This window comes from Nocardia barduliensis (genome assembly GCF_013315795.1).
GTDB classification, from domain to species: domain Bacteria; phylum Actinomycetota; class Actinomycetes; order Mycobacteriales; family Mycobacteriaceae; genus Nocardia; species Nocardia barduliensis.
In genome coordinates, this window is the sequence record NZ_JABLTE010000079.1 from 14,910 (window position 1) to 37,616 (window position 22,707).

Sequence of the window (22,707 nt, forward strand, 5' to 3'; positions counted from 1 at the left end):
GATCGAGCGTTCGCCACCGATGACCCGTGGCGGCGACCGCGCAGCCCGCGCACGACCGGCGGCTGACGACATCCGGGCCAGGGATACCCGAGCTGGTGAAGGAGCACGATCGGTGTCGAACATTGCGATCGTCGGTATCGGCTGCCGCTACGCGGGTGGCATCGACTCGCCGGAGTCGTTCTGGGACTTCGTGATCCGGAAACGCGACGCGGTCATGGACATTCCGGCCGACCGCTGGGACAACCGCCGCTACTACGATCCCGACCACCGCGCGCCGGGCCGCATGTACACCGAGCGCGCGGCATTCCTCACCACCGATCCGTGGTCTTTCGACCCCGGCTTCTTCGGCATCTCCTTCGATGCGGCGGCGGCCATGGATCCGCAGCAGCGGCTCCTGCTGGAGGTGGCCTGGGAGGCGCTCGACGACGCGGGCATGGCGGGCCGCGCGGCCGAGACCTCCGTGGGCGTCTACGTCGGCGCTTGCACCCTCGACCAGCTCGCGGCCGGGTTCTCCGGCGCCGCGCTGGCGCACATCGACGCGCACTCCGCCGCAGGAGCGTCGTCCGCGATGCTGTCCAACCGGATCTCCTGCGCACTCGGCCTCGGCGGTCCCAGCCTGACCGTGGACACCGCCTGCTCGTCCTCCTTGGTCGCCCTGCATCTGGCCTGCCAGGCGCTGGTCAACGGCGACTGCCGGGCAGCGTTGGCCGGTGGCGTGAATCTGTTGCTGCAACCGGGCACCTTCATCGCGATGTGCAAGGGCGGTTTCCTCGCCGAGGACGGACGCAGCAAGTCTTTCGGGGCGAGCGCGGACGGCTATGGCCGCGGTGAGGGCGCGGGCATGGTGGCACTGAAGCCGCTCGCCGACGCCGAACGCGACGGCGACCGGATCTACGCGGTGATCGACGCGACCGGCGTCGGTCAGGACGGGCGACCCACCGCGATCGCGGTGCCGAACCCGGACGCGCAAGTGGCGCTGGCCCGATCGGTGTGCGCGCGGGCGGGTATCGCGCCGCACGAAGTGACCTACGTGGAGGCGCACGGCGCCGGGACGCCGATGGGCGATCCACTCGAACTGCGGGCGATCGGCCGCGCCTACGGTGCGGTCGACGGCCGTTCGACGCCACTCGCCGTGGGGTCGCTGAAGGCGACCCTCGGGCACACCGAAGCCGCCGCGGGCATCGCGAGCGTCATCAAATCCGCGCTGGCGATCACCCACCGCACGCTGCCTCCGCAAGGCTGGCTCGACGACGAGCTCAACCCCGGCATCGACCTGGACACATGGCGGCTGACGATTCAGCGCGAGGCCGCCACCCTCGGATCGCGAACCGACCGGATGATCGTCGCGGTCAACGGCTTCGGCTACGGCAGCACGAACGCGCATGCCATCCTGCGGGAACACCGGCCCGGCCCGGCCGCGGCGACACCGCTGCCCGCGCATCGCGGCGTGCTGGCGTTCTCCGCGCGCGGCGAGCAGGCCCTCCGCGCGATGGCGGGCGAGTTCGCCGCACTCCTGGACAGCGGCGCCGCCCCAGATCACCTGGCCGCGGCGGCGTGGACCAGGCGCGCGCACCATCCGTTCCGGGTGGGACTGCCGTTCACCGACGCCGCCGAGCTGGCCGCCGACCTGCGCGGCCGCGCCGCGGGCGAGGGCGCAACGCTGGTGCGTACAGCTCGAAACGCGGGCACCGCACCGGTTTTCGTGTTCACCGGGATGGGGACCCAATGGTGGGGTATGGGTCGTGACCTGCTGGCCGCCGACCCCGTGTTCGCGGCGGCGGCCGAGCGCGTCGACATCGCGTTCGCGGGGCTGGCCGGATGGTCGATTCGCGCCGAGCTGGCCCGGCCGGAGGCGGAATCCCGGGTCACCGAGACCGAGGTCGCGCAGCCTGCCAATTTCCTGCTCCAGGTGGCGCTGTTCGAAACCCTTGTGGCGCAGGGCATCCGGCCCGCCGCGGTCATCGGCCACAGCGTCGGCGAAGTGTCGGCGGCGTATGTCACCGGTGTGCTGTCGCTCGACGACGCGGTGGCGGTGGTCTACCACAGCGCCCGGCTGCAAGCGACCTCCGCGGGGACCGGCGGCATGCTCGCGGTCGGCCTGTCCGCCGACCAGGCCGCGCGCCTGATCGGCGACGGTGTGGATCTCGCGGCGGACAACGGCCCCGCCTCGGTGACCCTGTCCGGCGCCGCGGACCGGCTGGCCGAGATCGCCGATCAGCTCGGCGAACGCGGCATTCTCGCGCAGTGGCTCCCGGTGCGGGTGCCATACCACAGCGCGCTGCTGGACCCCGTCCTCGACGAGTTGCGCGCCGCCCTGGTCACCGTCGCCCCGGGCAAACCGACGATTCCGCTCTTCTCGACCGTCACCGGCGCGGCGGTGACGGGGGCGGACTGGGATGCCGCCTATTGGTGTGCCAACGTCCGCGAACCCGTGCGATTCGCCGACGCGATCCGCGCGTCTATCGCCGCGGGCGGACGCGTGTTCCTGGAGATCGGTCCCCACCCGGTACTCGGGGCGAACATCCGGGAAGCGCTGCTGCGTGCCGGGAAGAAGGGCGCGAGCGTGGCGACGCTCGACCGCAAGCAACCCGACGACCACAGCATGCGCCAAGTGATCGCCGACTTGTACGCCGCGGGCGCGCTCGACATCGGCGCGGTGATCGGCGAAACCCCCGCACCCCATCTGGCCCTGCCGAGGTATCCCTGGCAGCGCACGCGCCTGCGCGCCGACGTCCCGGCGTTCGACAACCCACCGCACGGCACGCCCGGCCGATACACCATGCTCGGCGACCCCAGCCCCGACCACGAGCGGCACTGGACCGTCCATATCGCCGCCGAGTTGCTGCCCTGGATCGATGACCACGTCGTCGGCGGCGCTCGAACCCTGCCCGCGGCGGCGTATCTGGACGCGGCGCTGAGCGCGGCGGCCGTGGAGTTCGGCGCGCCGGGCGCATCCGGCGTGGCCGCTGTCGAGCGCGTCCGCTTCGTCGCGCCGCTGGTGATCGAGCGGGGCGACATCCCGGTCGTGCAACTGCGGGTCGAGGAATCGACCCGGCGGTTCACCATCCGCTCCCGCGGCGCGATCGGTGACACGTGGACGACGCATGCCACCGGACGGCTGGTCGAAGGCGCGATCGACGCACCACGGACCGTCGTGCCGGACACCGCGGCGATGACACCGGTCGAGCCCGCCACGCTGTATGCCGGCCTCACCGCCACCGGCGTCGCGCACGGGCCGTCCTTCCGGCTGGTCCGCCAGGCATGGGTGGACGGCGCCGCCGTCGTGGCGACCGTGGACGCGGCCGTCGCGGACGGCGCCGGTCATCTGGCGCATCCCTGCGTGCTGGACGCCGCGTGGCAGGTCGTCTCGCTCGGTGACGCGGGCGGGCCGCAACAGGCAGGCGCGATGATCCCGGTCGGTGCGGACGCGGTACGCATGTTCGGGCCGTTACCCAGGCGCGCACTCGTGCTCGCGCGGCGGACCGCGCCGCTGCGCGCCGACATCACCGTGCTCGACGCCCGGCACCACGTGGTGCTGCGGATCGTCGGCGCGAAGTTCCGGGCCGTGACGTTCGACGCCGGTCCGCTGCGCCGGTTGGCCGAGCTGTACTACGAGGAGCGCTGGACCCAGCGCGATCCGATCGATCGCTCCGCCCTGCCTCCGGCCGCCCACGTCTACACGGTGGTGGCGCCACTGGCCGGCGCGCCGCGAACCAGGGTGGAGTGGATCACCCGAAGTTCCACCCGCGCGGAGGTGATCGATATCGGTGCGCTGGGCGCCGCATTCGAGCACGTGCTGCGGGAGCGGTTGCACGCGGCGCGCACCGCGGAAGACGTCGAGCGGATCCACGTGTGCGTGGTCGCCGGGACCGGCGCCGATCCGGTGCGTGAGCTGTGGCTGCTGAGCAGGCTGGCGCTGGTCGTCGAGCGCTTCGCCGACGACACGCGCCCCCGCGCCGAAGACGGCTCCGTCCACGTCACCTTGGTCACCGAACGCGCCTTCGTGCATCCCGAGGACCCGGCAGTGCCCGACCCGGATCACGCCGCGCTGGCCGGAGCCCGCCGCGTCCTGCTGAACGAGCAGCCTGCGCTGCGCTGGCGGCTGGTCGACGTCGAACCGGAAACCTCCGAAACCGACTTGCTCGCCGAACTAGCGGTGCCAGAGGCGTTCTCGGCCGACAACGCCGACGAGGTCTACCTCCGGGACGGCTCGCGCTGGGCGACGACCGTGGTGCGCGCGCTGCCGGATCGGCTCGCGGCATTCGACCGGCCTGCGCCGCTGCTCGACGCCGAGGCCAACTTCACGCTGGACATCCCGCGCTCCCGGGCGCTGTCCCAGCTCGGCTGGCGCCGCGCCGAACGGCGAGCCCCGGGGCCCGGCGAAGTCGAGGTGCGGATGGCGACGGTCGGCCTGGGTTCCAGGGATGCGCTCGAGGTGCTCGGCGTCCTCGGGGCGGACGAGTCGGCCGGCGCCCATTTCGGCACCGCGCCGGGCATGGCGGGCGCGGGCACCGTGGTCCGGGTCGGCCCGGACGTCACCCGGCTGCGCGTCGGCGACCGCGTCGGCTTGGCCTCGCCGGGCATGATCGAGCGCTACCACGTGGCGCGCGCCGAGGTCGTCACCGCGGCCGCCGACGGCATCCGGCCGGAATCCTGCACCTCCACTGTCTGCATGGTCACCGCCGAATACGCGCTGCTGGATCTGGCGCGGGTGCGGGCCGGTGAGACTGTGCTGGTGCACGGCGCGGCCGGCGGCGTCGGCGCAGCGGCCGTCCAGGTGGCCGGGCTGCACGGCGCCAGGGTGATCGGGACGGCGAGCACCGACGAGCGGCGCGCCTACGTGCGCGATCAGGGCGCCGACGAAGTGCTCCACTCGCGCTCGCTGAACTTCGTCGACGACGTGCTCCGCCACACCGACGGCAGAGGCGCGGACGTCGTCATCAGCACCGCCCCCGGCGAGATCGTCCACCAGAACTTCGCCGCGGTAGCGGAATTCGGCCGCATCGTGGAGATCGGCAAGGCCGACATCCACAGCGGCGGTGTGCTGGACCTGGGCAACTTCGACAAGAACGTGGCCTACTTCTCCTTCGACCTGGACCGGATGCGGAAGCTGCGCCCCGCCGAGGTGATCGCCCGCGTCCGGGCGGTCGAGGCCAAGCTCGCCGACGGCACCTACCGCCCACTGCCGTATCACTCGTTCGGCGTGGACGAGGTGGCCACCGCGTTCGAAGAAGCGCTGGGCTCGAACCGGATCGGCCGCATCGCGCTCGACCTGACCGGCGCGGCGCCCCCGGTGCGGCCCCGCCCCGCCGAGGCGCCCGTCGATCCGGACGGCAGCTATCTGATCACCGGCGGCCTCGGCGCCTTCGGGCTGGCCACCGCGCGCTGGCTGGTCCGGTGCGGCGCCCGGCGCCTGGTGCTGGCCGGCCGCCATGGAGCCACCACCGCGGCCGCGCGCGCCCAGCTGGCGCGGTGGCGCGCGGAAGGCGTCGAGGCGCTGGTGGAGCGGATCGACATCACCGACGCCGCCGCGGTCCGGGCGCTGCTCGAGCGGGTGCACATTCCGCGGTCGCCGCTGCGCGGGCTCTTCCACGCCGCGGGCGTGCTGGACGATCAGCGCGTCGCCGCCATGGATCGCGCCGGTCTCGCCGCCGTGTTCCGGCCGAAGCTGGACGGGGCGCGGGCATTGGCCGACGCGCTGGCCGCCGCCGAGGTGCGACCGGAGATGATCGTGCTGTTCTCCTCCGGCAGCGCGATCATGGGCGGCGTCGGCCAGTATGCCTGCGCCGCGGCCAACCTCGCGATGCAGTCCTTGGCCGACCAGCTGACCCGCCGCGGTGAGCAGGTGCTGTGCGTCGGCTGGGGCGCGATGTCGGGCGGCGGCATGCTCGACGCCGACGAGACCGTGCGGCGCTACCTGCGCATCGCCGGTTTCGACGCGATCGACATGGACGAAGGCGCCGAATACCTCGGCGAGGCGCTGCGGCTCGGGACGCGTCAGGCGGCGATCCTCGCCGTCGACTGGGGCAAGGTGGCGCTGGCCGCACCCCAGCTGGCCCGCACCCCGCGCGTGGCCGGTCTGATCGCGGCCGCGGACGATCCGGCGGCCGCCCGGCTGCGTGCGGAGGTGGCCGCTCTCGCCCCGGCCCGGCGCGCCACGGTCGTCGGCTGCCTGCTGGCCGAACAGCTCGCGGACGTGCTGGGCGTGGCAGCCCACTCGATCGATCCGGTGGCGCCGCTGCCCGAACTCGGCGTGGACTCGCTGATGGCCGTCGAGTTCCGCGCGCTGGTGAACAAGACACTCGGCGTGGAGCTGAACAGTATGCGGCTGGGCCACTCGTTCAGCCTGGCGCAGGCGGGTGCCAGGATCGCGGACATGGTCGCCGGCTCCCGGGACGGCGCTCACCCGTGACACCTCATCGACACACCCAAAACCGCTGCCACGACACGGTTTCGAGACGGGCACGCCGGGTATCCGTCGGCAGCGGGAGGTGTGCGGGTGGCGAAGGACATACCGGAGAAGGTCACGGCGCGACGAAGGCTGCGCGGACCGGCGGACCTGCCGGGCCGGTCCTGGTGGGGCGTGGTGAAACGGTCGATCAGCGAATTCCAAGAGGACAATCTCACCGACTGGGCCGCCTCACTGACGTATTACAGTGTGCTGTCCCTGTTTCCCGGGCTGATCGTGCTCACCGCCGGGTTGGGCATGCTGGGGCGCGACGACACCGGCGCGTTGGTCGACACCATTCGCCAGATCGGGCCGGGCAGCGGCACGGATCTGCTGGTCGACGCGGTGAACGACGTACACGAAGCACAGGCACCGGCCGGACCACTGGCCCTTCTCGGGTTGGCCTCCGCGCTGTGGACCGCGTCGGCCTATATCGGCGCGTTCATGCGCGCGAGCAACGCCATCTACGACATCGCGGAGGGGCGGCCGGCCTGGAAGACCGTGCCGGTGCGGGTGGCCCTGACCGCAGCGGTGGTCGCCCTGCTGGGCATCTGCACCGTCGGTGTCGTGATCAGCGGTTCGATCGCCGACCATGTCGGCCGGTGGCTCGGGTTCGGGCAGGTCGCGATCACGGTCTGGGGCATCGTCAAGTGGCCGGTGATGATGGTGCTGATCAGCCTGGTCTTCGCGCTCCTGTACTGGGCCGCGCCGAACGTGCGGCAGCCGGGATTCCGGTGGCTGACGCCGGGTAGCGCGCTGGCCGTCCTGCTCTGGGCGGGAGCATCCTGGGGATTCGCTTTCTACGTCAGCCATTTCGGCTCCTACAACCGGGTATACGGCTCCCTCGGCGGCGTCGTCGTCTTCCTCGTGTGGCTGTGGATCTCGAATATCGCGGTGCTGCTCGGCGCGGAGGTGGATGCCGAACTGGCGCGAGCGCGCAGCATCGCCCACGGCAACCCCGAAGAGGCCGAGCCCTACCTCCCGCCGCGCGACGATCCCGACGACTGACGTGGCCGCCAAGGCGCCCACCGACGGGCTGGCTGACCTGATGGGCGAGATGAGGCACCGCAGGGAACTCGCCGCAGCCGTCGGACTCGAAGACCGGGAGAGCGCGGGATGACGGACGCGAAGGCCGGTGGCGCGGATCACCGCCGGCCTTCGCGCCGCCGATTCGTCACCGCCGATCGGCTTCGGCGTCCTTGTCCGCTGCGCGCATCGCTTCGGCGAGTTCACCGCGCAGACGCTCGGCGGTCGTCACGTCGCCCGCGTCCTCGGCGGTGGTGATGTCCTGCCGCAGTTGCGCGACCGTGTCCTGCAATGCCATGAGACCTCCCTCGTCACGTTGCCGGACGGTTTCGTTGCGAGGGGCGGCCGTCCGCCCCTCTTGGTCAGGGTGGCCGCTGGAGCGAGGACGAAACACCGCGAGACCGCGCGAGCCGATCGAACGAAAGTGCCGCGATTGAACGGGAGGAATCCGGGTACGCCTCATCACGATGTGGCGGGACTCCGGTCGCCGCCACCGAACGAGGTACCAACCGCGTGGCAGCTTCCTGCCGACGAACGGTTGTGACCAGCCCGAACGCTGAGTACAGCCGCTCGGCCCACACCCTGACGACGTGCCGGGTGAGATGCCGTATCCGAAAAGCAGGAGTGTCGCGCCGATGGAGTCTTTCGCCTTTCGCAGCGACAGCTTGAGCGATACCGAGGAATTCCTCAATCGCAATTACACCACCATGCGGATCGGCAACAGCGCCGGAACGCCGGTCCGGGCGAACGTCAGGCGGGATGTGCTCGGTCCCGTCAGCCTGGACGAACTCGAACTGGGCTTCGACATGAGCTATGACGCGCAGCCCTTGGGCAAGATATGCCTGTGCCGGGTGGAGTCGGGCGCGATCGAAGAGAATTATCGCGACATCGGCACGGAATACTTCAATCCCGGGGATGTCGGTGTGCTCACTCCCCCGGACCTGCCTTATTCCGGAGTGATCCATCACGCCCGCTACCGGATCACGATGTTCGACCCTGCGCTGCTCACCAGAGTGGCGGCCACGAGCCCCGATCACGACCTCGAGCCGGTCCGGTTGACAGGTCACCGGCCGGTCTCCACCGCGGCCGCCGCGCACCTGTCCCGGGTGCTGGAGCACCTGGGCGACCTCGCCGCCGACCACACCGCCCGCGAGCAACCGCTGATCACCTCCACCGCGGCGCAGTATCTGGCCGCCAGCGTGCTGCACGCCCTGCCCAGCACCGCGCAAACCGATCCGACGGCGGGCGACCGCAACGACGCCCATCCCGAGACGGTGCGGCGCGCGCTGGCCTACCTCGAGTCACACGTCCGCGACGACATCGCCGTCACCGACGTCGCCGCCGCCGCGTACGTCACCGTCCGTGCCCTGCAACTGGCGTTCCGGCGCCACCTCGACACCACGCCCATGGCGTATCTGCGGCGGCTGCGCCTGCGCGGTGCGCACGAGCAACTGCGCGACTGCTCGCCCGACGACGGTCACACGGTCACCTCGATCGCCGCGGCTTGGGGCTTCGGCCATCCCGGACGATTCGCGACCGCTTATCGCGAGGCGTACGGACGAACTCCCTTGACGACGCTCAACGACTGATCCGGCGGACGCCCCGGGCATCCGATGCCGTGCTCAGTCGCGCATGGCGCGCTCGCGGAGGTCGGCGATGGTCCGCGACAGGACGCGGGAGATGTGCATCTGGGAGACCCCGAGCGCTTCGGCGATCTGCGCTTGCGTACGCCCCTCGAAGAAGCGCATGCGCAGCACCTGCCGCTCCCGCGCGGGCAGTTCGGCGAGCAAAGGCGCGACGGCCAGTGCCTCGTCGGTCAGTTCGTAGGACGGGTCCTCCTCGCCGACGGTCTCGGCGACCCGGACCGAAGCACCGCCGGTCTCGTCGTCCTCGACGACCGCGTCGATCGAGTTGGTGGAGTAGGCGTTGCCCGCCAGCAGCGCCTGCGTGACCTCCAGCAGATCGATGTTCAACTCCACGGCGATCTCCAGGGCGGTGGGCATCCGTTCCAGGCGCTGGGAGAGCCTTTCCACGGCGGGGCCGATGGTCAGCTGGATCTCCTTGATCCGGCGCGGCACCCGCACGGCCCAGCTGTGGTCCCGGAAGTGGCGGCGCACTTCGCCCATGATGGTCGGGACCGCGAACGACAGGAACGACGGTCCACGATCCGGGTCGAAGCGGTCGACCGCGAGCACCAACCCCACCGCGGCGATCTGGTACAGGTCGTCGTAGTTCTCGCCCCGACCCATGAAACGTCGGGCGATGTGCTCGGCCAGCGGCAAACACCGGCGCACGATCGCTTCCCGTAGCCGCGGGCGTTCGGGGTCGTCGTCGTCCATCGCGCACAGGTTCACCAGCCACGGTTCGATGCCGTCGTAGCTGTCGGTTCCGCGACGGGTCCGCCGCGGAACAGCGGTCCGGTGGTTCGTGGTCGCCAATGCCATGCGCTTCCTCGATTCGCCTTCACCTGCGGTCGACGCGCTCACGAAGTGGTGAACGAGGCGACGGTCGCCGGATACCGCCCGACGACGATGTCAAGCGGTAGCGGGCAGGTCTGTTCGTATAGTGGACGGCCGGCGGTCCCTACGGTCGTTCTCGACGCCGCTCAGCTCGGCTCGGCGTCGCTGAGATCCGCGACCGGAGCAGTGCGGTCGATGATCCGCGTGCACGGCGACACCGCGTTGTCTGCCGGACCGTCTCCGGTCCGCTCGAGTACGTCTTCCGGCCGCACCGCCCCGGGTGAGCGGCGCTCGCGCGGTGGCTCGGCGGCGTGCGCCGCGGGCAGGCGGCACGCGACGATCGGCACGTTCTGCCGCACCGCCAGCACGTCCACGATTCGCGACACCGGGCCGTCGTCCGGCACTGTCATCCGGACGGTGATGCCCTCTCGCGCACCGCGTTCCGCCAGCCGCAACACCGCGCGCACGCCCGCGCAGGACAGGAAACCCGCTTCGCAGAGGTCGACGATGACCGAAGAAGGGAGCGAGCTTGTGCCACAGTGATTTCCGACAGTCTCGGCCATCACCGCGAACCAGCCGTCGGCGTTCGCCGCGTCCACTTCACCATACGTGATCAGGACGAGCCCGTCGGTCGTCCGGATGGTCTCCGTGCCGTACCGACCTGACATGCGCACCTCCGGCCGCGGGTTTCGGGCACGAGACCGCGTGCTTCCCAGCCTTTCAGGACGCGCGGGCCGATGTCAGCCCGGCAGACGAAGCCGGCCGGGGCCATCGGTCCGAAAAACGAAGTCGCCGCGAGGTCACTCGCGGGGTATCCGTTCGTGGACCGTGAGCAGGATGTGGTCGAACGTCGCGACCAGGTCCGCAGGTGGCGGCGGCACGAGGGGAAGTTCGGTGAGCAACTGCTGCGCCAGCGCGCGCAGCTTGGTGTTGGTCTCCTGGGACCGCCAGCGCAGCACCTGGAACGCCTGATCGGCGCTGATCTGGTAGATGCGCATGAGCACCCCCTTCGCCTGCTCGATCACCGCGCGATTCTCGTAGAGGCCGGGCAGGGTCGCGGCGAGCATGGCCTGCTGGGCCTCCTCCAAGGTGCCGGAGAGATCGATGTAGAAGCCGGAGGTACCGACGGGGGCGCCGATGTCGTCCAGAATGCGGTCGGCGACGACGAGCACGGTGTGTTCCCGGCCGGACAGGTCGATGAACCGATGCCTGCTGGAGAAGGGCGCGCCGTGGTCGATGGCGCGTGTGATCGTCTCGGCGACGTGGACGCGGTCGTCGGGATGTTTGTGCGCCAGCAGCAGTTGGGTCGTCGGTTCGATCTCGCCCGGCCGGTAGCCGTGCATGCGGTACACCTCGGCGGACCACTCCCAGCGACGGGTGGCGAACCAGAACCGGAAACTGCCGACCGCGGGTTGCTCGGCGGGTGGCGAGCCGGTGGCGGTCCCCGGGGACGTGCACGGCTGCGTGCGCTGAGTCATGAATGCGATGCCTCTCCGACAGACAAGGGCTTGCGGCCGCGCGAGTACCGCACCGGCGCACCCCTCGCGGGCAGCGCTCGGCCGTGCACGGTTCGACCGGGATATCCGCTGTTGACTCAACGGCCGGCGCACCGACACTTCGTGTCGGAGCCGGTGATTTGCCGACCCAGTATGTCATCCGCGTTCGGATCAGGCAGGCCAGGCCCGGTGACGGCCCCGGATGCCTTGCCGACCCGGTTTGCCGGCGCGCGAGTGAACGCCTGGGCCACCGGAGATGTCACGGCGACCGGCAGCGCGGAGGGTTGGCGATCCCGATCGAGTACGCGCGCAGGCGAAGTCACGTCCGCGCGTGCGCGCCTGCCGCCGCACCGGAGCAGCGGTATCCGGCGCGGGCACGCCCGCAGCGGATCACCGAGCGTGGGGTCACGCCCACCGGACGTCCCATGTGGGAGCCGATTCCGGGAGCAGGGCCGATTCGGACTCCGAGAACGTCTCGACGGCGCCGGAGCCGACGAACTCGGCCGCCGCGATCACCGCACGGCGCACCGCGCTTTCCGGTGCGCTGCCCGCACCGAGCAGGGCTGCCGCGGTCGCGGCGAAACGGTCGCCCGCGCCGCAGGTGTCACAGCCGTCGGGCGCCTTCACGGCGGCGGGCACCGGGATGCGCAGGCGTTTGCCGGACGCACGCAGGCAGACCAGGGCGCCCTCGGAACCGAGGGTCACCGCGATCGCGTCCACGGCCCACCCCTTGGCGAGCTTCCACAGGTCCGGTCCCTCGTCGAGCCGGCCGGACAGCCGCGCGAGCGCTTCCGCGCGACCGGGGGTGACCAGCGCCGCGCCCGGAATCGGGACCGGCCCGTGCGGATGCGGATCCCAGACGACCGGGACGTGGGCGGCGTGCGCGCGCAGCAGCGCACGGATCTGCGGGTGGGCCGCGATGCCGCGGCCGTAATCGGAGACCAGTACCGCGTGCGCCGCCGCGACCACGGCGTGCGCCTCCTCGGGCAGCGGGTCCGCGCCGACTCGCCCGGTGCCGGAATCCATTCTGGTGACCAGGACGGGCCGCCGGAGCTTCCTGGCCTTGCGGTGCCCGTTCGCGCGCGCCCAGGGGCCGACCGCGCGCACCCGTTGCTTGCAGACGGTCGAACCGCGCAGGGGCAGCGCGATGACCCGCACGTGCCGATCCAGCAGCCCCCGCAGCCGCCCGGCCGCCTCGTCCGCGGCGAAACCCCCGATGAGCACCACCTCCCGGTGGTCCGTCGCGGCGAGCCGAGCCGCCAATCCGGCGCCACCCGGCCGGAACGTCCGGTTCGCGACCTCGACGACCGGAGCCGCCGATTCCGGGCTGCACCGGTCGGCGCGGCCGTCGACGTCGATGTCGAGCAGCGCGTCGCCGATCACGACGAGCGGACCGCCCGTCACGGTAGGTCGTCCTCGCGGAACGACGGCAGCCAGGAGTCGCGCACGTGCCACACGAGCACGTTCGACCGCCGCCCCCTCGCGCGCTCGGCGGTCACGGCCGAGAGCTCTGGGTGGACGGACCGGTCACCGGCTTCCCACCGGTGATCGGCACGGCGCCGGGTTTCCGTGCCGGACGCCGGTTCACGTCGCTCCTTCCGGCGTCACCGGCGGCGCGACGGCGGGCCTCGTGCCGCGTGCGGGACGACCGGACGCGATGGCTCGGTAGGTGTCCAGCGTCCGGACGCCGACCCGGTCCCAGGAATAGCCGCGCCGGACCCGGCGCAGTCCCGCCGTCCCCCAGGTCTCGCGCAGGACCGGGTCGGCGAGCAGCGGACGGACCGCCGCGGCCACCGCCTCCGGCGTGGCGGGGGCGACCAGACGCCCGGTCGTCCCGTCGCAGACGGTGTCGAGCAGACCGCCCACGGCGGTGGCGACCACCGGCTTGCCACAGGCCATGGCCTCGAGCGGCACGATGCCGAAGGGCTCGTACCAGGGCGTGCACAGCACCACATCGGCCGAGCGCAGCAGTCCCGGCATCGCCGTGTGCGGGACGTGCCCGATCAGCCGCACCCGCTCGGCCACGCGGTGCTCGGCGGCGACCCCGGCCAGGCGGCGGATTTCCGGATCGTCGCCCGACTCGCCCCCCGCGATGACCAGTTCGGTGTCGGGCAGCTGAGCGAGAGCCTCGATCGCGAGGTCGAAACCCTTGCGCCGCACCATCCGTCCCACCGAGACCAGCCGATGCGCCCGGCCGCGCCGGTCGGCGGGTCCGCCCGGGGTGAAGCGCTCCAGATCCACGCCGCACGGCACCACCGAGATCCGGGTACGCGGCACCCCCATCCCGGACAGTTCACCCACCTCGTCCGAGCAGGTCGCCACCACATGCGCGGCGCGGTGGGCGATGATCCGCTCGATCGGGATGCGCGCGGGCGGACTGGTGTCCGCGGTCCCCTGGTAGCGCCGCTTGACGCAGCCGAGGGCATGGAAGGTCACCACGAGCGGAATCCCCAGCTGCCGCGCCGCCGGTTCGGACGCCACGCCCGACATCCAGAAGTGGGCGTGCACCAGGTCGGGCCGGTCGCGGGCCCAGCAGTCCCGCAGGAAGGCGCAGAACTCGCCGAGGAAAGGGACGATCTCGTCCTTGGGCACCGGGTGGGGCGGACCGGCCGGGACGTGCACGACTCGATACCCTGCGCCGGTCATGACCTCGCGCTCGGCATGGGAGCCGTCGTGCCTGGTGTAGACCGTCACGTCGTGCCCGTGCCGCGCCAGCGCCGCCGACAGCTCGGCCACGTGGACGTTCTGGCCGCCGGCGTCGACACCGCCGAGTTCGGCCAGCGGGCTGGCGTGGTCGGACACCATGGCGATCTTCACTGCTGGCTCCGTTCGTCGCGGACGACTGGATCGAGTAGCGCAGTAGCCGATCGGGCCGCACCGCGACAGCCCGCCACCTGCTGAGATGCCCTGGTCGCCCGCGCCGAAACATCAACACGGAAACCGGTCGCGCAGGGCCACCGACCATTGCGGCCGGTAGCCGCGACTCAGCGCGGCCCCGTGCCGCGCTCGGCGGATCACCGACCGGATCGGTAGGGGCGCGACGTGTAGGGGCGTACGGTGGCCGCTTCGGGGCCGCGGTCGGTGATGGTGGTGGTGAAGACGACGGTCTGGCCGGGAGCGAGGGTCTTGTACCCGCGCGTATCGATGGCACGGAAGTCGACGAACACCGGGCTGGTGCGATCGTCGGGTTCCAGGTAGCCGAAGCCTTTTTCGGTGTTGAACCACGCGACGGTGCCGTGCCGCCATTCGGTGTCCGTGGCGGGGACTACGGTGTCGCGGTGGATGCGCAGCGGACGCGCATGCCGGGATCTGCTCGGGGGATGCGTGGTGGTCGTCATGGAAGCGTGGCGCCGGGTCCGGATCAATAGGCGAGCGGGTATTCGTCGTCGGGTAGCGGGGTATGGACGGCTGGCTCGAACCGGTCGACCACGTCGGCGTGGTCGAAGGCGTCCCGGATACGTTCGGCCAGCGGTGTGCGGGTTGTGGTGTCGATTCCGGCGGGCTCGCGGCGGTCGACAGGTGACTGCTGGTCGAGGCGGTCGGCGGTGCTACCGGCGGGGATCGTCGAGTTGTTCACGGTTGTCCTGCCTCCTGGTTTCAGGCCGTCGCGGATACGGAGCCGCGGGCCCGGACATCGTTGCCGGGCCCGCGTCGGAAGAGAGTGACGTGACGGTTGGATCGGTCCGGGCATCACCTGCCTTTCTCATCGCTCTTATCCGGGTGATTCGCTGTGCCCGTGCGAGGTGTGCGTTCGCGGCCGGCCGGGTGCGGTGGCCGCTCGGGCGCGGAACCACGGACGCGATCACTCGCTCGGGGCACAGGTCGGGGCGGAGCCGGTGGATACCGGAACGTGCTGGACCCTGCGGGCGGTCAGGCGTCGATCACCTTGTGGCCGCTCCCGCGGGCGACCTCGATCTTGCGGGGCTTCGCCCGCTCCGCGACCGGGATCCGCAGCCGCAGCACGCCGTCGGTGTAGTCGGCGCCGATGTGCTCGGTGTCGAGTCCGTCTCCGAGGAAAACCTGGCGGCTGAACACTCCACGGGGCCGCTCGGCGGCGATCGTCTCCCGGCCCGAGTCGAGCGCCGGACGCTCCGCGCGCACAGTGAGGACGTTGCGTTCGATGTCGAGGTCCAACGAACCGGGATCGATACCGGGCAGATCCAGCTCGACCACGAATTCCTCACCTTCGCGCCAAGCATCGATCGGCATGACCGCCGGGTGCGCTGCCGTGCCGAACACTTGTTGGGTGAACCGGTCCAGATCACGGAACGGGTCGGTACGCATCAACATGGTCGCCACCTCCAACTCACGCCGTCGGCTCCGATGGTCGAGATAACCTGTGCTTGTTCAGATAGATTTCTTATATCACCGTCAAGAAACAGATGCAAGTGGTTGCCAGAGGTAATCTACGCACGGTGAGACATGATCGCACCGAGAGTCCGCGACGTCCCTCCGACAGGATTTCCGCGCTGCGCGAGATTTCCGGGCGGCGTGCCGAGAATTCGAAAGTCGACCTAGCGGGCGAGCGTCCTCCTCGCCGGAGTGACGCGACAGCATTCTCGCCGCCACACCCAGCCCGATATGTGCGAGGAAGAGCCACGTCCGCGCTCGGCGCGAACCACCGCGCGACAGCGGGAAAGGCATGCCGGAGGACGTGCTCAGGATGACCCCGGCGGGAGACGGCCGGGAGGTTTCGTGGAGCGGATGACGGGATTCGAACCCGCGACCCTCACCTTGGCAAGGTGATGCGCTACCAGCTGCGCTACATCCGCATTCGCGTCGCGGCGTCCGCGATGCGACACAGAACATTAGCGGACACGCGCGGCAAAAAGCCAATCGCCGCTCATGCCGCCCGATTGCGGCGCAGGCCGAGTCCGGCCGCGATCAGGCAGGCCATGGCGACGACGCCGACGAACCAGGGGAACACGGTGCTCAGCCCCCAGGTGGTGGCGGCCCAGCCGGCCAGGATGGTGGGCAGCGCCATCGCCGAGTAGGCCAGCAGGTAGTACGCGGACATCGTCTCGCCGCGCTTGTGCTGCGGCACGACCTCCGACAGGTGCCGCAGCGAACCGCCGAAACCGAGTCCGAAGGTCGCCCCGAGCGCGACACCCGCGGCGAGCACCGCGATCCAGTGGTGCGTGGCCAGGGCGGGCACGGTCAGCAGCAGTGCCAGCGCCATACCGGTGTCGCCGAGGATCGCGGCCCGTCGGGCGGGCACGCCGGTCGCGAACAGTTGCGCGGTGGCGCCCGACAGCGCCGTCGAGGCCACGACCGCACCGCCGAAGACCAGATTGTGGATGCCGGTCTGCTGCGCGGCCAGCGAGGGGTACAGCGACAGCAGCACGCCCAGCACCGACCAGGCCGCCATCACGCCGATGGCGGAGAACCAGAAGTCCGCGCGGATCTCTTGCGGCACGGCGGGTTTCGCGATCCGGATACGTCCGGCCACCCGGGCGGAGTGCGGTTCGCGCAGGGCGAGCACGCCGACGCCGATCGCCAGGCAGACGACGGTGATCACGACATAGGGGGTGCGCAGCGGGTGCGGCGCGTACTGCGCCAGCAGCGCCGAGCCCAGGATGGCCACGGCCATCCCCACGTTGAACGCGACGCCGCTGAGCTGCCCGGACCGCGCGCCGCGGTGCGGGCGCAGGTCCAGCAGCGCGGCCGCGCCCGCGACCACGGTCGAGCCGACCGCGACACCGTGCAGCGCCCGCGCCAGCAGCAGCATGGCCACACTGTCGGCGAGCACGAACACCACCAGCCCGGCGACCATCGTGGCGAACGCGCCGAGCAGCACCGGTTTGCGGCCGACGACGTCGGAGATCCGCCCGGAAACCAGCACCGCGCCAAGCGCGGCTACCGCGTAGACCGCGAACACGATGGTCGTGGTGAGCGGCGAGAGATGCCACTGCTGCTCGTAGATGCCGTAGAGCGGCGCGGGCACGCCCGAAACCCCGAGCGCTACGCCAGTGGCCGCGAGCACCAAGGCGTATGCCCAGCGCTGTACGATCCGCTCCTCGGCGGCCACCGCCATCGTCGCTGCCATCAGCACTCCGATCAGGTAAGTTTGATGATGGTCGAACTGCCTCGACGATACATCCGGTACGACGAACATCAAACCTGAGAGTGAGCCAGATCATGGCCGACGCCCGTGCTTCGGAGCAGCAGCCCCTGGTGGCCGCGCTGCCCACGGTGCTCAGCGCGCTGCAGGACCCGGTGCGCTTGGAGATGGTGCGGCGGCTGGGCAACGCGGGAACAGCGGTCCGCTGCGGCGCGCTCTACGAGGTGATCAACAAATCGACCGCCACCCACCATTTCAAGATCCTGCGCGACGCGGGCGTCATCGAGCGCCTGGTCGTCGATGGGCACACCTGCCAGCGCCTGCGCATCGACGACCTGGAGTCCGCCCTGCCCGGGCTGGTGACGGCGATCATCGCGGCCGCCAACCGTGCACAGCGGGGATGACGCGGCCGAGGCCGTACGCGCTCAGCAGTTGTCGAAGCGCCACTGCCCGTCGACGAAGGTCCAGGTCGCCGGTTTCCGGTCGTCCTCGGACGCGCGGGCGTCGAAGTGCTCGACCGTGACCGTCCCCGTCGATCCAGACGTCGTGACGGTGACCTTCGACGGCTTGGACTTCAAGTCCCTGCCGTCGTAGCGCTGCGCCATGGACGCCACATAGTCGTCCTGATTCAGCGTGAGCCTGCAACGCGCGGAACGGAACTGGTACGCGGCGGCGTAGTCGTGGGCGGCCAGCGCGTCGGTCATCTTCGTGGCTTCCTCGCGCAGCGCGGCCGCGGTCGGCTCCCCCGCCTTGCCCGCCTCCGCATCCGTTCCGCCGCACCCGGACAGCACGAGGATCGGCATCGAGACCGCGCCCAGCAGAAGGGCACGATTCGTTCGGTTCATCTCGACTCCTTGCAGCGATCGCCGGATCCGACACCCGGGCAATCGGGTTCGGCGCCCCCGGCGGGGGCCGACGGACGGGCGGCCGAAACGATATCGCGCGGAAGCATTTCACACCAAGCCGCAACCCCGTCGCCCGCGGCGGAGCTCAGCTCGGCACCAGCCGCCGTACCGCCGCGGGCAGGTCACGGGTGCGCTTGTAGGGTCCGGCGACCGACGCGGCGAAGGGCCGCGCCAGCAGCGTGCGCGCGATGGCGGACACCTCGTCGGTGGTGACGGCGTCGATCCGGGCCAGGGTCTCCGACACGCTGCGGTGATTGCCGTAGCTGAGTTCGCTGCGCCCCAGGCGGTTCATCCGCGAGGCGGAATCCTCCAGACCGAGCACCAGCCCGCCGCGCAACGAGCCCTTGGCCCGAGCGCACTCGGCGTCGGTGATGCCGTCGGCGGCCACTTCCTCCAGCACGCCACGCGCCAGGGCGGCCACCTGACCGAGGTTCTCCGGCTGACAGCCGATGTAGACCGAGAACGCCCCGGTGTCGGCGAAGGTGTCGACACTGGAATACACCGAGTAGGCCAGCCCGCGCTCTTCCCGGATGCGTTGGAACAGTCGCGAACTCAGCCCACCGCCGACCACGGTGTTCAGCACCGACAGCGGCCAGCGGCGCGCCCCCTCGTGCCGCCCGAAGGCGCGCACGCCGAAAGCCAGGTGCGCCTGCTCGCTGTCGCGATGACTCCACTGCAACTGCGGGGCGCCGTGCGGCCGGAACCGGCCCTCGCGCCGGGGCGCGGGCGCCGCCGCGGGATCGAGCCGGTTCTCGAAGGCCCGATGCACCAGTTCCACGGTGTGGTCGTGCTCCACGTTGCCCGCCACGGCCACCACCATCCGGTCCGGCCGGTAGCGCCGCAGGTGGAACGACCGCAGCTGCGCGGCCCGCATCCCCTCGATGGATTCGATGGAGCCGATCACCGGGCGCCCGATCGGGTGGTCGCCGAACAGCGCGGCCAGGAACGAATCACCGACCAGGTCCTCGGGGTCGTCGTCGCGCATCGCGATCTCCTCGAGCACCACCTGCCGCTCCACGTCCACGTCCGAGGACCGGCACAAGCCGTTGAGCACCACGTCGGAGACCATGTCCACGGCCAAGGGCAGATCCTCGTCCAGGACGTGCGCGTAGTAGCAGGTCTGCTCCTTCGCGGTGAACGCGTTGAGCTCGCCGCCGACCGCGTCCATCGCCTCGGCGATGTCCAGGGCCGACCGCGTCGGCGTCGCCTTGAACAGCAAGTGCTCCAGGAAGTGCGCGGCGCCCGCGACGGTCGGGCCCTCGTCGCGCGAACCGACCCCGACCCAGACACCGACCGACGCCGAGCGGACGCCGGGCAGATGTTCGGTGACCACGCGCAGACCACCTGGCAGCACGGTGCGCCGCACTCCGCTGTCCGTGTCCGTCCGCAGCTCGAGTGACGAACCCCCCCGCCCGGAGTCGAGCAGAGGGGTTGTCGTCTTCTTCTTCGTCACAGGGACAAGTACTACTCGGTCCCGGCCGAGCCCGCATCGGCCGTGTCGTCGCCGGGCTCCTCGGCGTTCTCCTCGACCGGCACGAGCGAGATCTTGCCGCGGTTGTCGATGTCGGCGATCTCCACCCGCAGCTTGTCGCCGACGTTCACGACGTCCTCGACCTTGGCCACCCGCTTGCCGTTACCCAGCTTGGAGATGTGCACCAGGCCGTCGCGGCCCGGCAGCAGGGAGACGAACGCGCCGAAGGCGGTGGTCTTGACGACCGTGCCCAGGAAGCGCTCGCCGACCTTCGGCAGCTGCGGGTTCGCGATGGCGTTGATCGCGTCGATCGCGGCCTGCGCGGACGGGCCGTCGGTCGCGCCGACGAACACGGTGCCGTCGTCCTCGATGGAGATGTTGGCGCCGGTCTCCTCGGTGATCTGGTTGATCACCTTGCCCTTGGGGCCGATCACCTCGCCGATCTTGTCGACCGGGATCTTGATCGCGGTGACGCGCGGCGCGTACGGGCTCATCTCGTCCGGGGTGGCGATGGCCTCGGCCATCACGTCCAGGATCGTGGTGCGCGCGTCGTGGGCCTGGCTCAGCGCACCGGCCAGCACCTGCGAGGGGATGCCGTCCAGCTTGGTGTCCAGCTGCAGCGCGGTGACGAAGTCGCGGGTGCCCGCGACCTTGAAGTCCATGTCGCCGAAAGCGTCCTCGGCGCCGAGAATGTCGGTCAGCGCGACGTAGCGGACCTCGTCCTCGCCTTGATCGTTGGTGATGGTGTCGGACACCAGACCCATCGCGATACCGGCGACCGGCGCCTTCAGCGGCACGCCCGCGTTCAGCAGCGCCAGCGTGGAGGCGCACACCGAGCCCATCGAGGTGGAGCCGTTGGAGCTCAGCGCCTCGGAGACCTGGCGGATGGCGTACGGGAACTCCTCCTGGCTGGGCAGCACCGGGATCAGCGCCCGCTCGGCCAGCGCGCCGTGGCCGATCTCGCGGCGCTTGGGCGAACCGACCCGGCCGGTCTCACCGGTGGAGAACGGCGGGAAGTTGTAGTGGTGCATGTAGCGCTTGCTGGTCTCCGGGCCGAGCGAGTCGACCTGCTGGGCCATCTTCACCATGTCCAGGGTGGTGACGCCGAGGATCTGGGTCTCGCCACGCTCGAACAGCGCCGAGCCGTGCGCCCGCGGCACCACCGCGACCTCGGCGGACAGCGCGCGGATGTCGGCCAGGCCGCGGCCATCGATGCGGAAGCCGTCGGACAGGATGCGCTGGCGCACCAGCTTCTTGGTGACCGAGCGGAACGCCGCGCCGAGTTCCTTCTCCCGTCCGGTGAAGTCGTCGGCGAGGCGCTCGAGCACGGCGAGCTTGATCTCGTCGATCTTCTCCTCGCGCTCCTGCTTGCCCGCGATGCTCAGCGCCTCGCTCAGCTCGCGCTTGGCGGTGCCATCGACGGCCTCGTACACATCCTGGGCGTAGGGCGGGAAGAGCGGGAAGTCCTCGGTGGGCTTGGCGGCCAGCTCGGCCAAGTCCTGCTGCGCACGGCACAGGCGGGCGATGAACGGCTTGGCGGCCTCGAGGCCCTCGGCGACGACGGCCTCGGTGGGCGCCTGCGCACCGCCCTCGATCAGTTCGATGACGTTCTCGGTGGCCTCGGCCTCGACCATCATGATGGCCACGTCACCGGACTCGACCACACGCCCGGCGACGACCATGTCGAACACGGCGCCTTCGAGCTGCTCGGTGGTCGGGAAGGCGACCCACTGGCCTTCGATCAGCGCGACGCGCACGCCGCCCACCGGGCCGGAGAAGGGCAGGCCCGCGAACTGGGTGGACGCGGACGCGGCGTTGATCGCCACCACGTCGTAGAGGTCTTTGGGATCCAGGCTCAGCACGGTGACCACGACCTGGATCTCGTTGCGCAGGCCGTCGACGAAGGACGGGCGCAGCGGCCGGTCGATCAGACGGCAGGTCAGGATCGCGTCGGTGGAGGGACGGCCCTCGCGGCGGAAGAACGATCCGGGGATGCGGCCCGCGGCGTACATCCGCTCCTCGACGTCGACCGTCAGCGGGAAGAAGTCGAACTGGTCCTTGGGCTGCCTGCCCGCGGTGGTGGCCGACAGCAGCATGGTCTCGTCGTCCAGGTAGGCGACGACCGAACCGGCGGCCTGGCGGGCGAGGCGTCCGGTCTCGAACCGGATGGTGCGGGTGCCGTAGCTGCCGTTGTCGATCAGCGCGACGGATTCGAAAACGCCCGGTTCGACCTCGACGGCCGAGCTCTTGCGTTCAGTTGTTTCGGTCATTCTTCTCTCTCAACCTCTCGTCTTCGCCGGCTCGAGCGCGCATCGGGCGCGATCCGGCTCTCGTCAGCCGTACCGGGTACGGACGCGCGGCAACCCTCCTGGCTGCGACGCGCGCACCCGGCCGAATCCCCTTGGAGTCGGCGACGCGGAGGCGGTCATCGATCGAAGCCCGACGGCGCCAACTCGCTGCCGATAGGCCACTACCGAAGACCGACGCCACGCGGCGGGTGCATACGGCTGTGCAATGTTGTCGTGCGAAGGAGGGCGATCCACCCCTGTACACAAATAGCCAACGGAGCGATTGTACGTCTCCCCATCGGCTGAACCAGCGACCGCCTCGGACAATCCCGTATCGGCGGCCGGTTACCACCCCGCACCCCCACCAGCCCAACTCATGGTTCCGAGCAGAGCGAGACCGAACACTGCCCGTTCACAACCCGGCTCACGTCCGAGCCGCCGCGTAGGCGAAGTAGCAAGCGACGTTCGGGTCGAGCCGACAGCCAGCCACTACCTACCACACACACCCGACAGCGAATCCCCACCACTACGCGCGCCCAGCCCACCCCAACCA

The 22,707-nt window shown here is 70.7% G+C and carries 17 protein-coding genes and 1 tRNA gene; 4 read left to right on the forward strand and 14 right to left on the reverse strand.

All coding sequences use genetic code 11. The features are described from left to right. Nucleotides 1–112: 112 nt before the first annotated feature. Together HOV91_RS27640 and HOV91_RS27645 are read left to right on the forward strand one after the other, a co-directional pair. Nucleotides 113–6,412, forward strand: coding sequence for a type I polyketide synthase (locus tag HOV91_RS27640; protein ID WP_174188290.1), 6,300 nt, complete (start codon nt 113–115; stop codon nt 6,410–6,412). Between the two features lie 87 nt (nt 6,413–6,499). Continuing rightward, nucleotides 6,500–7,456: a YihY/virulence factor BrkB family protein gene (locus HOV91_RS27645; RefSeq protein ID WP_174188291.1), complete on the forward strand. Its 957-nt coding sequence runs from the start codon at nt 6,500–6,502 to the stop codon at nt 7,454–7,456. Between the two features lie 166 nt (nt 7,457–7,622). Here the strand turns inward: HOV91_RS27645 and HOV91_RS27650 are convergent, their stop codons facing one another. After that, entirely contained in the window at nt 7,623–7,772 is a 150-nt protein-coding gene (locus HOV91_RS27650) for a hypothetical protein (RefSeq protein WP_174188292.1), read from the reverse strand. A gap of 337 nt (nt 7,773–8,109) precedes the next feature. Between HOV91_RS27650 and HOV91_RS27655 the strand changes: the two genes are divergently transcribed. Further along, nucleotides 8,110–9,063, forward strand: coding sequence for a helix-turn-helix domain-containing protein (locus tag HOV91_RS27655; protein WP_174188293.1), 954 nt, complete (start codon nt 8,110–8,112; stop codon nt 9,061–9,063). Nucleotides 9,064–9,096: 33 nt separating this feature from the next. Here the strand turns inward: HOV91_RS27655 and HOV91_RS27660 are convergent, their stop codons facing one another. From HOV91_RS27660 to HOV91_RS27705, 10 genes are all read right to left on the reverse strand, one after another. After that, entirely contained in the window at nt 9,097–9,918 is an 822-nt protein-coding gene (locus HOV91_RS27660; protein WP_174188294.1) for an RNA polymerase sigma factor SigF, read from the reverse strand. A 161-nt stretch (nt 9,919–10,079) separates the two neighbouring features. After that, nucleotides 10,080–10,601, reverse strand: a complete 522-nt coding sequence (locus HOV91_RS27665) for an STAS domain-containing protein (protein ID WP_174188295.1) — start codon at nt 10,599–10,601, stop codon at nt 10,080–10,082. Between the two features lie 132 nt (nt 10,602–10,733). Next, the gene (locus HOV91_RS27670; protein WP_174188296.1) at nt 10,734–11,411 is read right to left on the reverse strand and encodes a PAS and ANTAR domain-containing protein; all 678 of its coding nucleotides are present in this window, start codon (nt 11,409–11,411) and stop codon (nt 10,734–10,736) included. 423 nt (nt 11,412–11,834) lie between these two features. Further along, nucleotides 11,835–12,833 carry a PfkB family carbohydrate kinase gene (locus tag HOV91_RS40890; protein WP_174188297.1) on the reverse strand — a complete coding sequence of 333 codons (999 nt, stop codon included), beginning with the start codon at nt 12,831–12,833 and terminating at the stop codon, nt 11,835–11,837. 180 nt (nt 12,834–13,013) lie between these two features. Further along, nucleotides 13,014–14,246: a glycosyltransferase gene (locus HOV91_RS27680; protein WP_174188298.1), complete on the reverse strand. Its 1,233-nt coding sequence runs from the start codon at nt 14,244–14,246 to the stop codon at nt 13,014–13,016. A 197-nt stretch (nt 14,247–14,443) separates the two neighbouring features. Beyond that, nucleotides 14,444–14,767 carry a cold-shock protein gene (locus HOV91_RS40160; RefSeq protein WP_174188299.1) on the reverse strand — a complete coding sequence of 108 codons (324 nt, stop codon included), beginning with the start codon at nt 14,765–14,767 and terminating at the stop codon, nt 14,444–14,446. A 23-nt stretch (nt 14,768–14,790) separates the two neighbouring features. Continuing rightward, complete coding sequence (locus HOV91_RS27690; protein WP_174188300.1) at nt 14,791–15,006, reverse strand: hypothetical protein; 216 nt, start codon at nt 15,004–15,006, stop codon at nt 14,791–14,793. 293 nt (nt 15,007–15,299) lie between these two features. Then, the gene (locus tag HOV91_RS27695; RefSeq protein ID WP_281370996.1) at nt 15,300–15,734 is read right to left on the reverse strand and encodes an Hsp20/alpha crystallin family protein; all 435 of its coding nucleotides are present in this window, start codon (nt 15,732–15,734) and stop codon (nt 15,300–15,302) included. 391 nt (nt 15,735–16,125) lie between these two features. Next, nucleotides 16,126–16,201: transfer RNA gene (locus tag HOV91_RS27700), tRNA-Gly, on the reverse strand. A gap of 71 nt (nt 16,202–16,272) precedes the next feature. Beyond that, a complete protein-coding gene (locus HOV91_RS27705; protein WP_246350987.1) occupies nt 16,273–17,475 on the reverse strand; it encodes an MFS transporter in 1,203 nt (400 codons plus the stop codon). 92 nt (nt 17,476–17,567) lie between these two features. Here HOV91_RS27705 and HOV91_RS27710 point away from each other — a divergent pair, with 92 nt between their 5' ends. Next, nucleotides 17,568–17,894 carry an ArsR/SmtB family transcription factor gene (locus tag HOV91_RS27710; RefSeq protein ID WP_174188302.1) on the forward strand — a complete coding sequence of 109 codons (327 nt, stop codon included), beginning with the start codon at nt 17,568–17,570 and terminating at the stop codon, nt 17,892–17,894. 21 nt (nt 17,895–17,915) lie between these two features. Here the strand turns inward: HOV91_RS27710 and HOV91_RS27715 are convergent, their stop codons facing one another. The 3 genes from HOV91_RS27715 to HOV91_RS27725 all read right to left on the reverse strand — a co-directional run bounded on the left by HOV91_RS27715 (nt 17,916) and on the right by HOV91_RS27725 (nt 22,136). After that, nucleotides 17,916–18,335, reverse strand: coding sequence for a hypothetical protein (locus tag HOV91_RS27715; protein WP_174188303.1), 420 nt, complete (start codon nt 18,333–18,335; stop codon nt 17,916–17,918). Between the two features lie 145 nt (nt 18,336–18,480). Continuing rightward, complete coding sequence (locus tag HOV91_RS27720) at nt 18,481–19,821, reverse strand: M16 family metallopeptidase (protein WP_174188308.1); 1,341 nt, start codon at nt 19,819–19,821, stop codon at nt 18,481–18,483. Between the two features lie 38 nt (nt 19,822–19,859). Further along, nucleotides 19,860–22,136, reverse strand: a complete 2,277-nt coding sequence (locus HOV91_RS27725; protein WP_174188304.1) for a polyribonucleotide nucleotidyltransferase — start codon at nt 22,134–22,136, stop codon at nt 19,860–19,862. Between the last annotated feature and the right edge of the window lie 571 nt (nt 22,137–22,707).

Excerpts from the sequence above, each read along its gene's own strand:
- HOV91_RS27650 (WP_174188292.1), bottom strand. The coding sequence starts at position 7,772 with ATGGCATTGCAGGACACGGTCGCGCAACTGCGGCAGGACATCACCACC.
- HOV91_RS27655 (WP_174188293.1), top strand. The coding sequence starts at position 8,110 with ATGGAGTCTTTCGCCTTTCGCAGCGACAGCTTGAGCGATACCGAGGAA.
- HOV91_RS27660 (WP_174188294.1), bottom strand. The coding sequence starts at position 9,918 with ATGGCATTGGCGACCACGAACCACCGGACCGCTGTTCCGCGGCGGACC.
- HOV91_RS27665 (WP_174188295.1), bottom strand. The coding sequence starts at position 10,601 with ATGTCAGGTCGGTACGGCACGGAGACCATCCGGACGACCGACGGGCTC.
- HOV91_RS27670 (WP_174188296.1), bottom strand. The coding sequence starts at position 11,411 with ATGACTCAGCGCACGCAGCCGTGCACGTCCCCGGGGACCGCCACCGGC.
- HOV91_RS40160 (WP_174188299.1), bottom strand. The coding sequence starts at position 14,767 with ATGACGACCACCACGCATCCCCCGAGCAGATCCCGGCATGCGCGTCCG.
- HOV91_RS27705 (WP_246350987.1), bottom strand. The coding sequence starts at position 17,475 with ATGGCAGCGACGATGGCGGTGGCCGCCGAGGAGCGGATCGTACAGCGC.
- HOV91_RS27710 (WP_174188302.1), top strand. The coding sequence starts at position 17,568 with ATGGCCGACGCCCGTGCTTCGGAGCAGCAGCCCCTGGTGGCCGCGCTG.
- HOV91_RS27715 (WP_174188303.1), bottom strand. The coding sequence starts at position 18,335 with ATGAACCGAACGAATCGTGCCCTTCTGCTGGGCGCGGTCTCGATGCCG.
- HOV91_RS27725 (WP_174188304.1), bottom strand. The coding sequence starts at position 22,136 with ATGACCGAAACAACTGAACGCAAGAGCTCGGCCGTCGAGGTCGAACCG.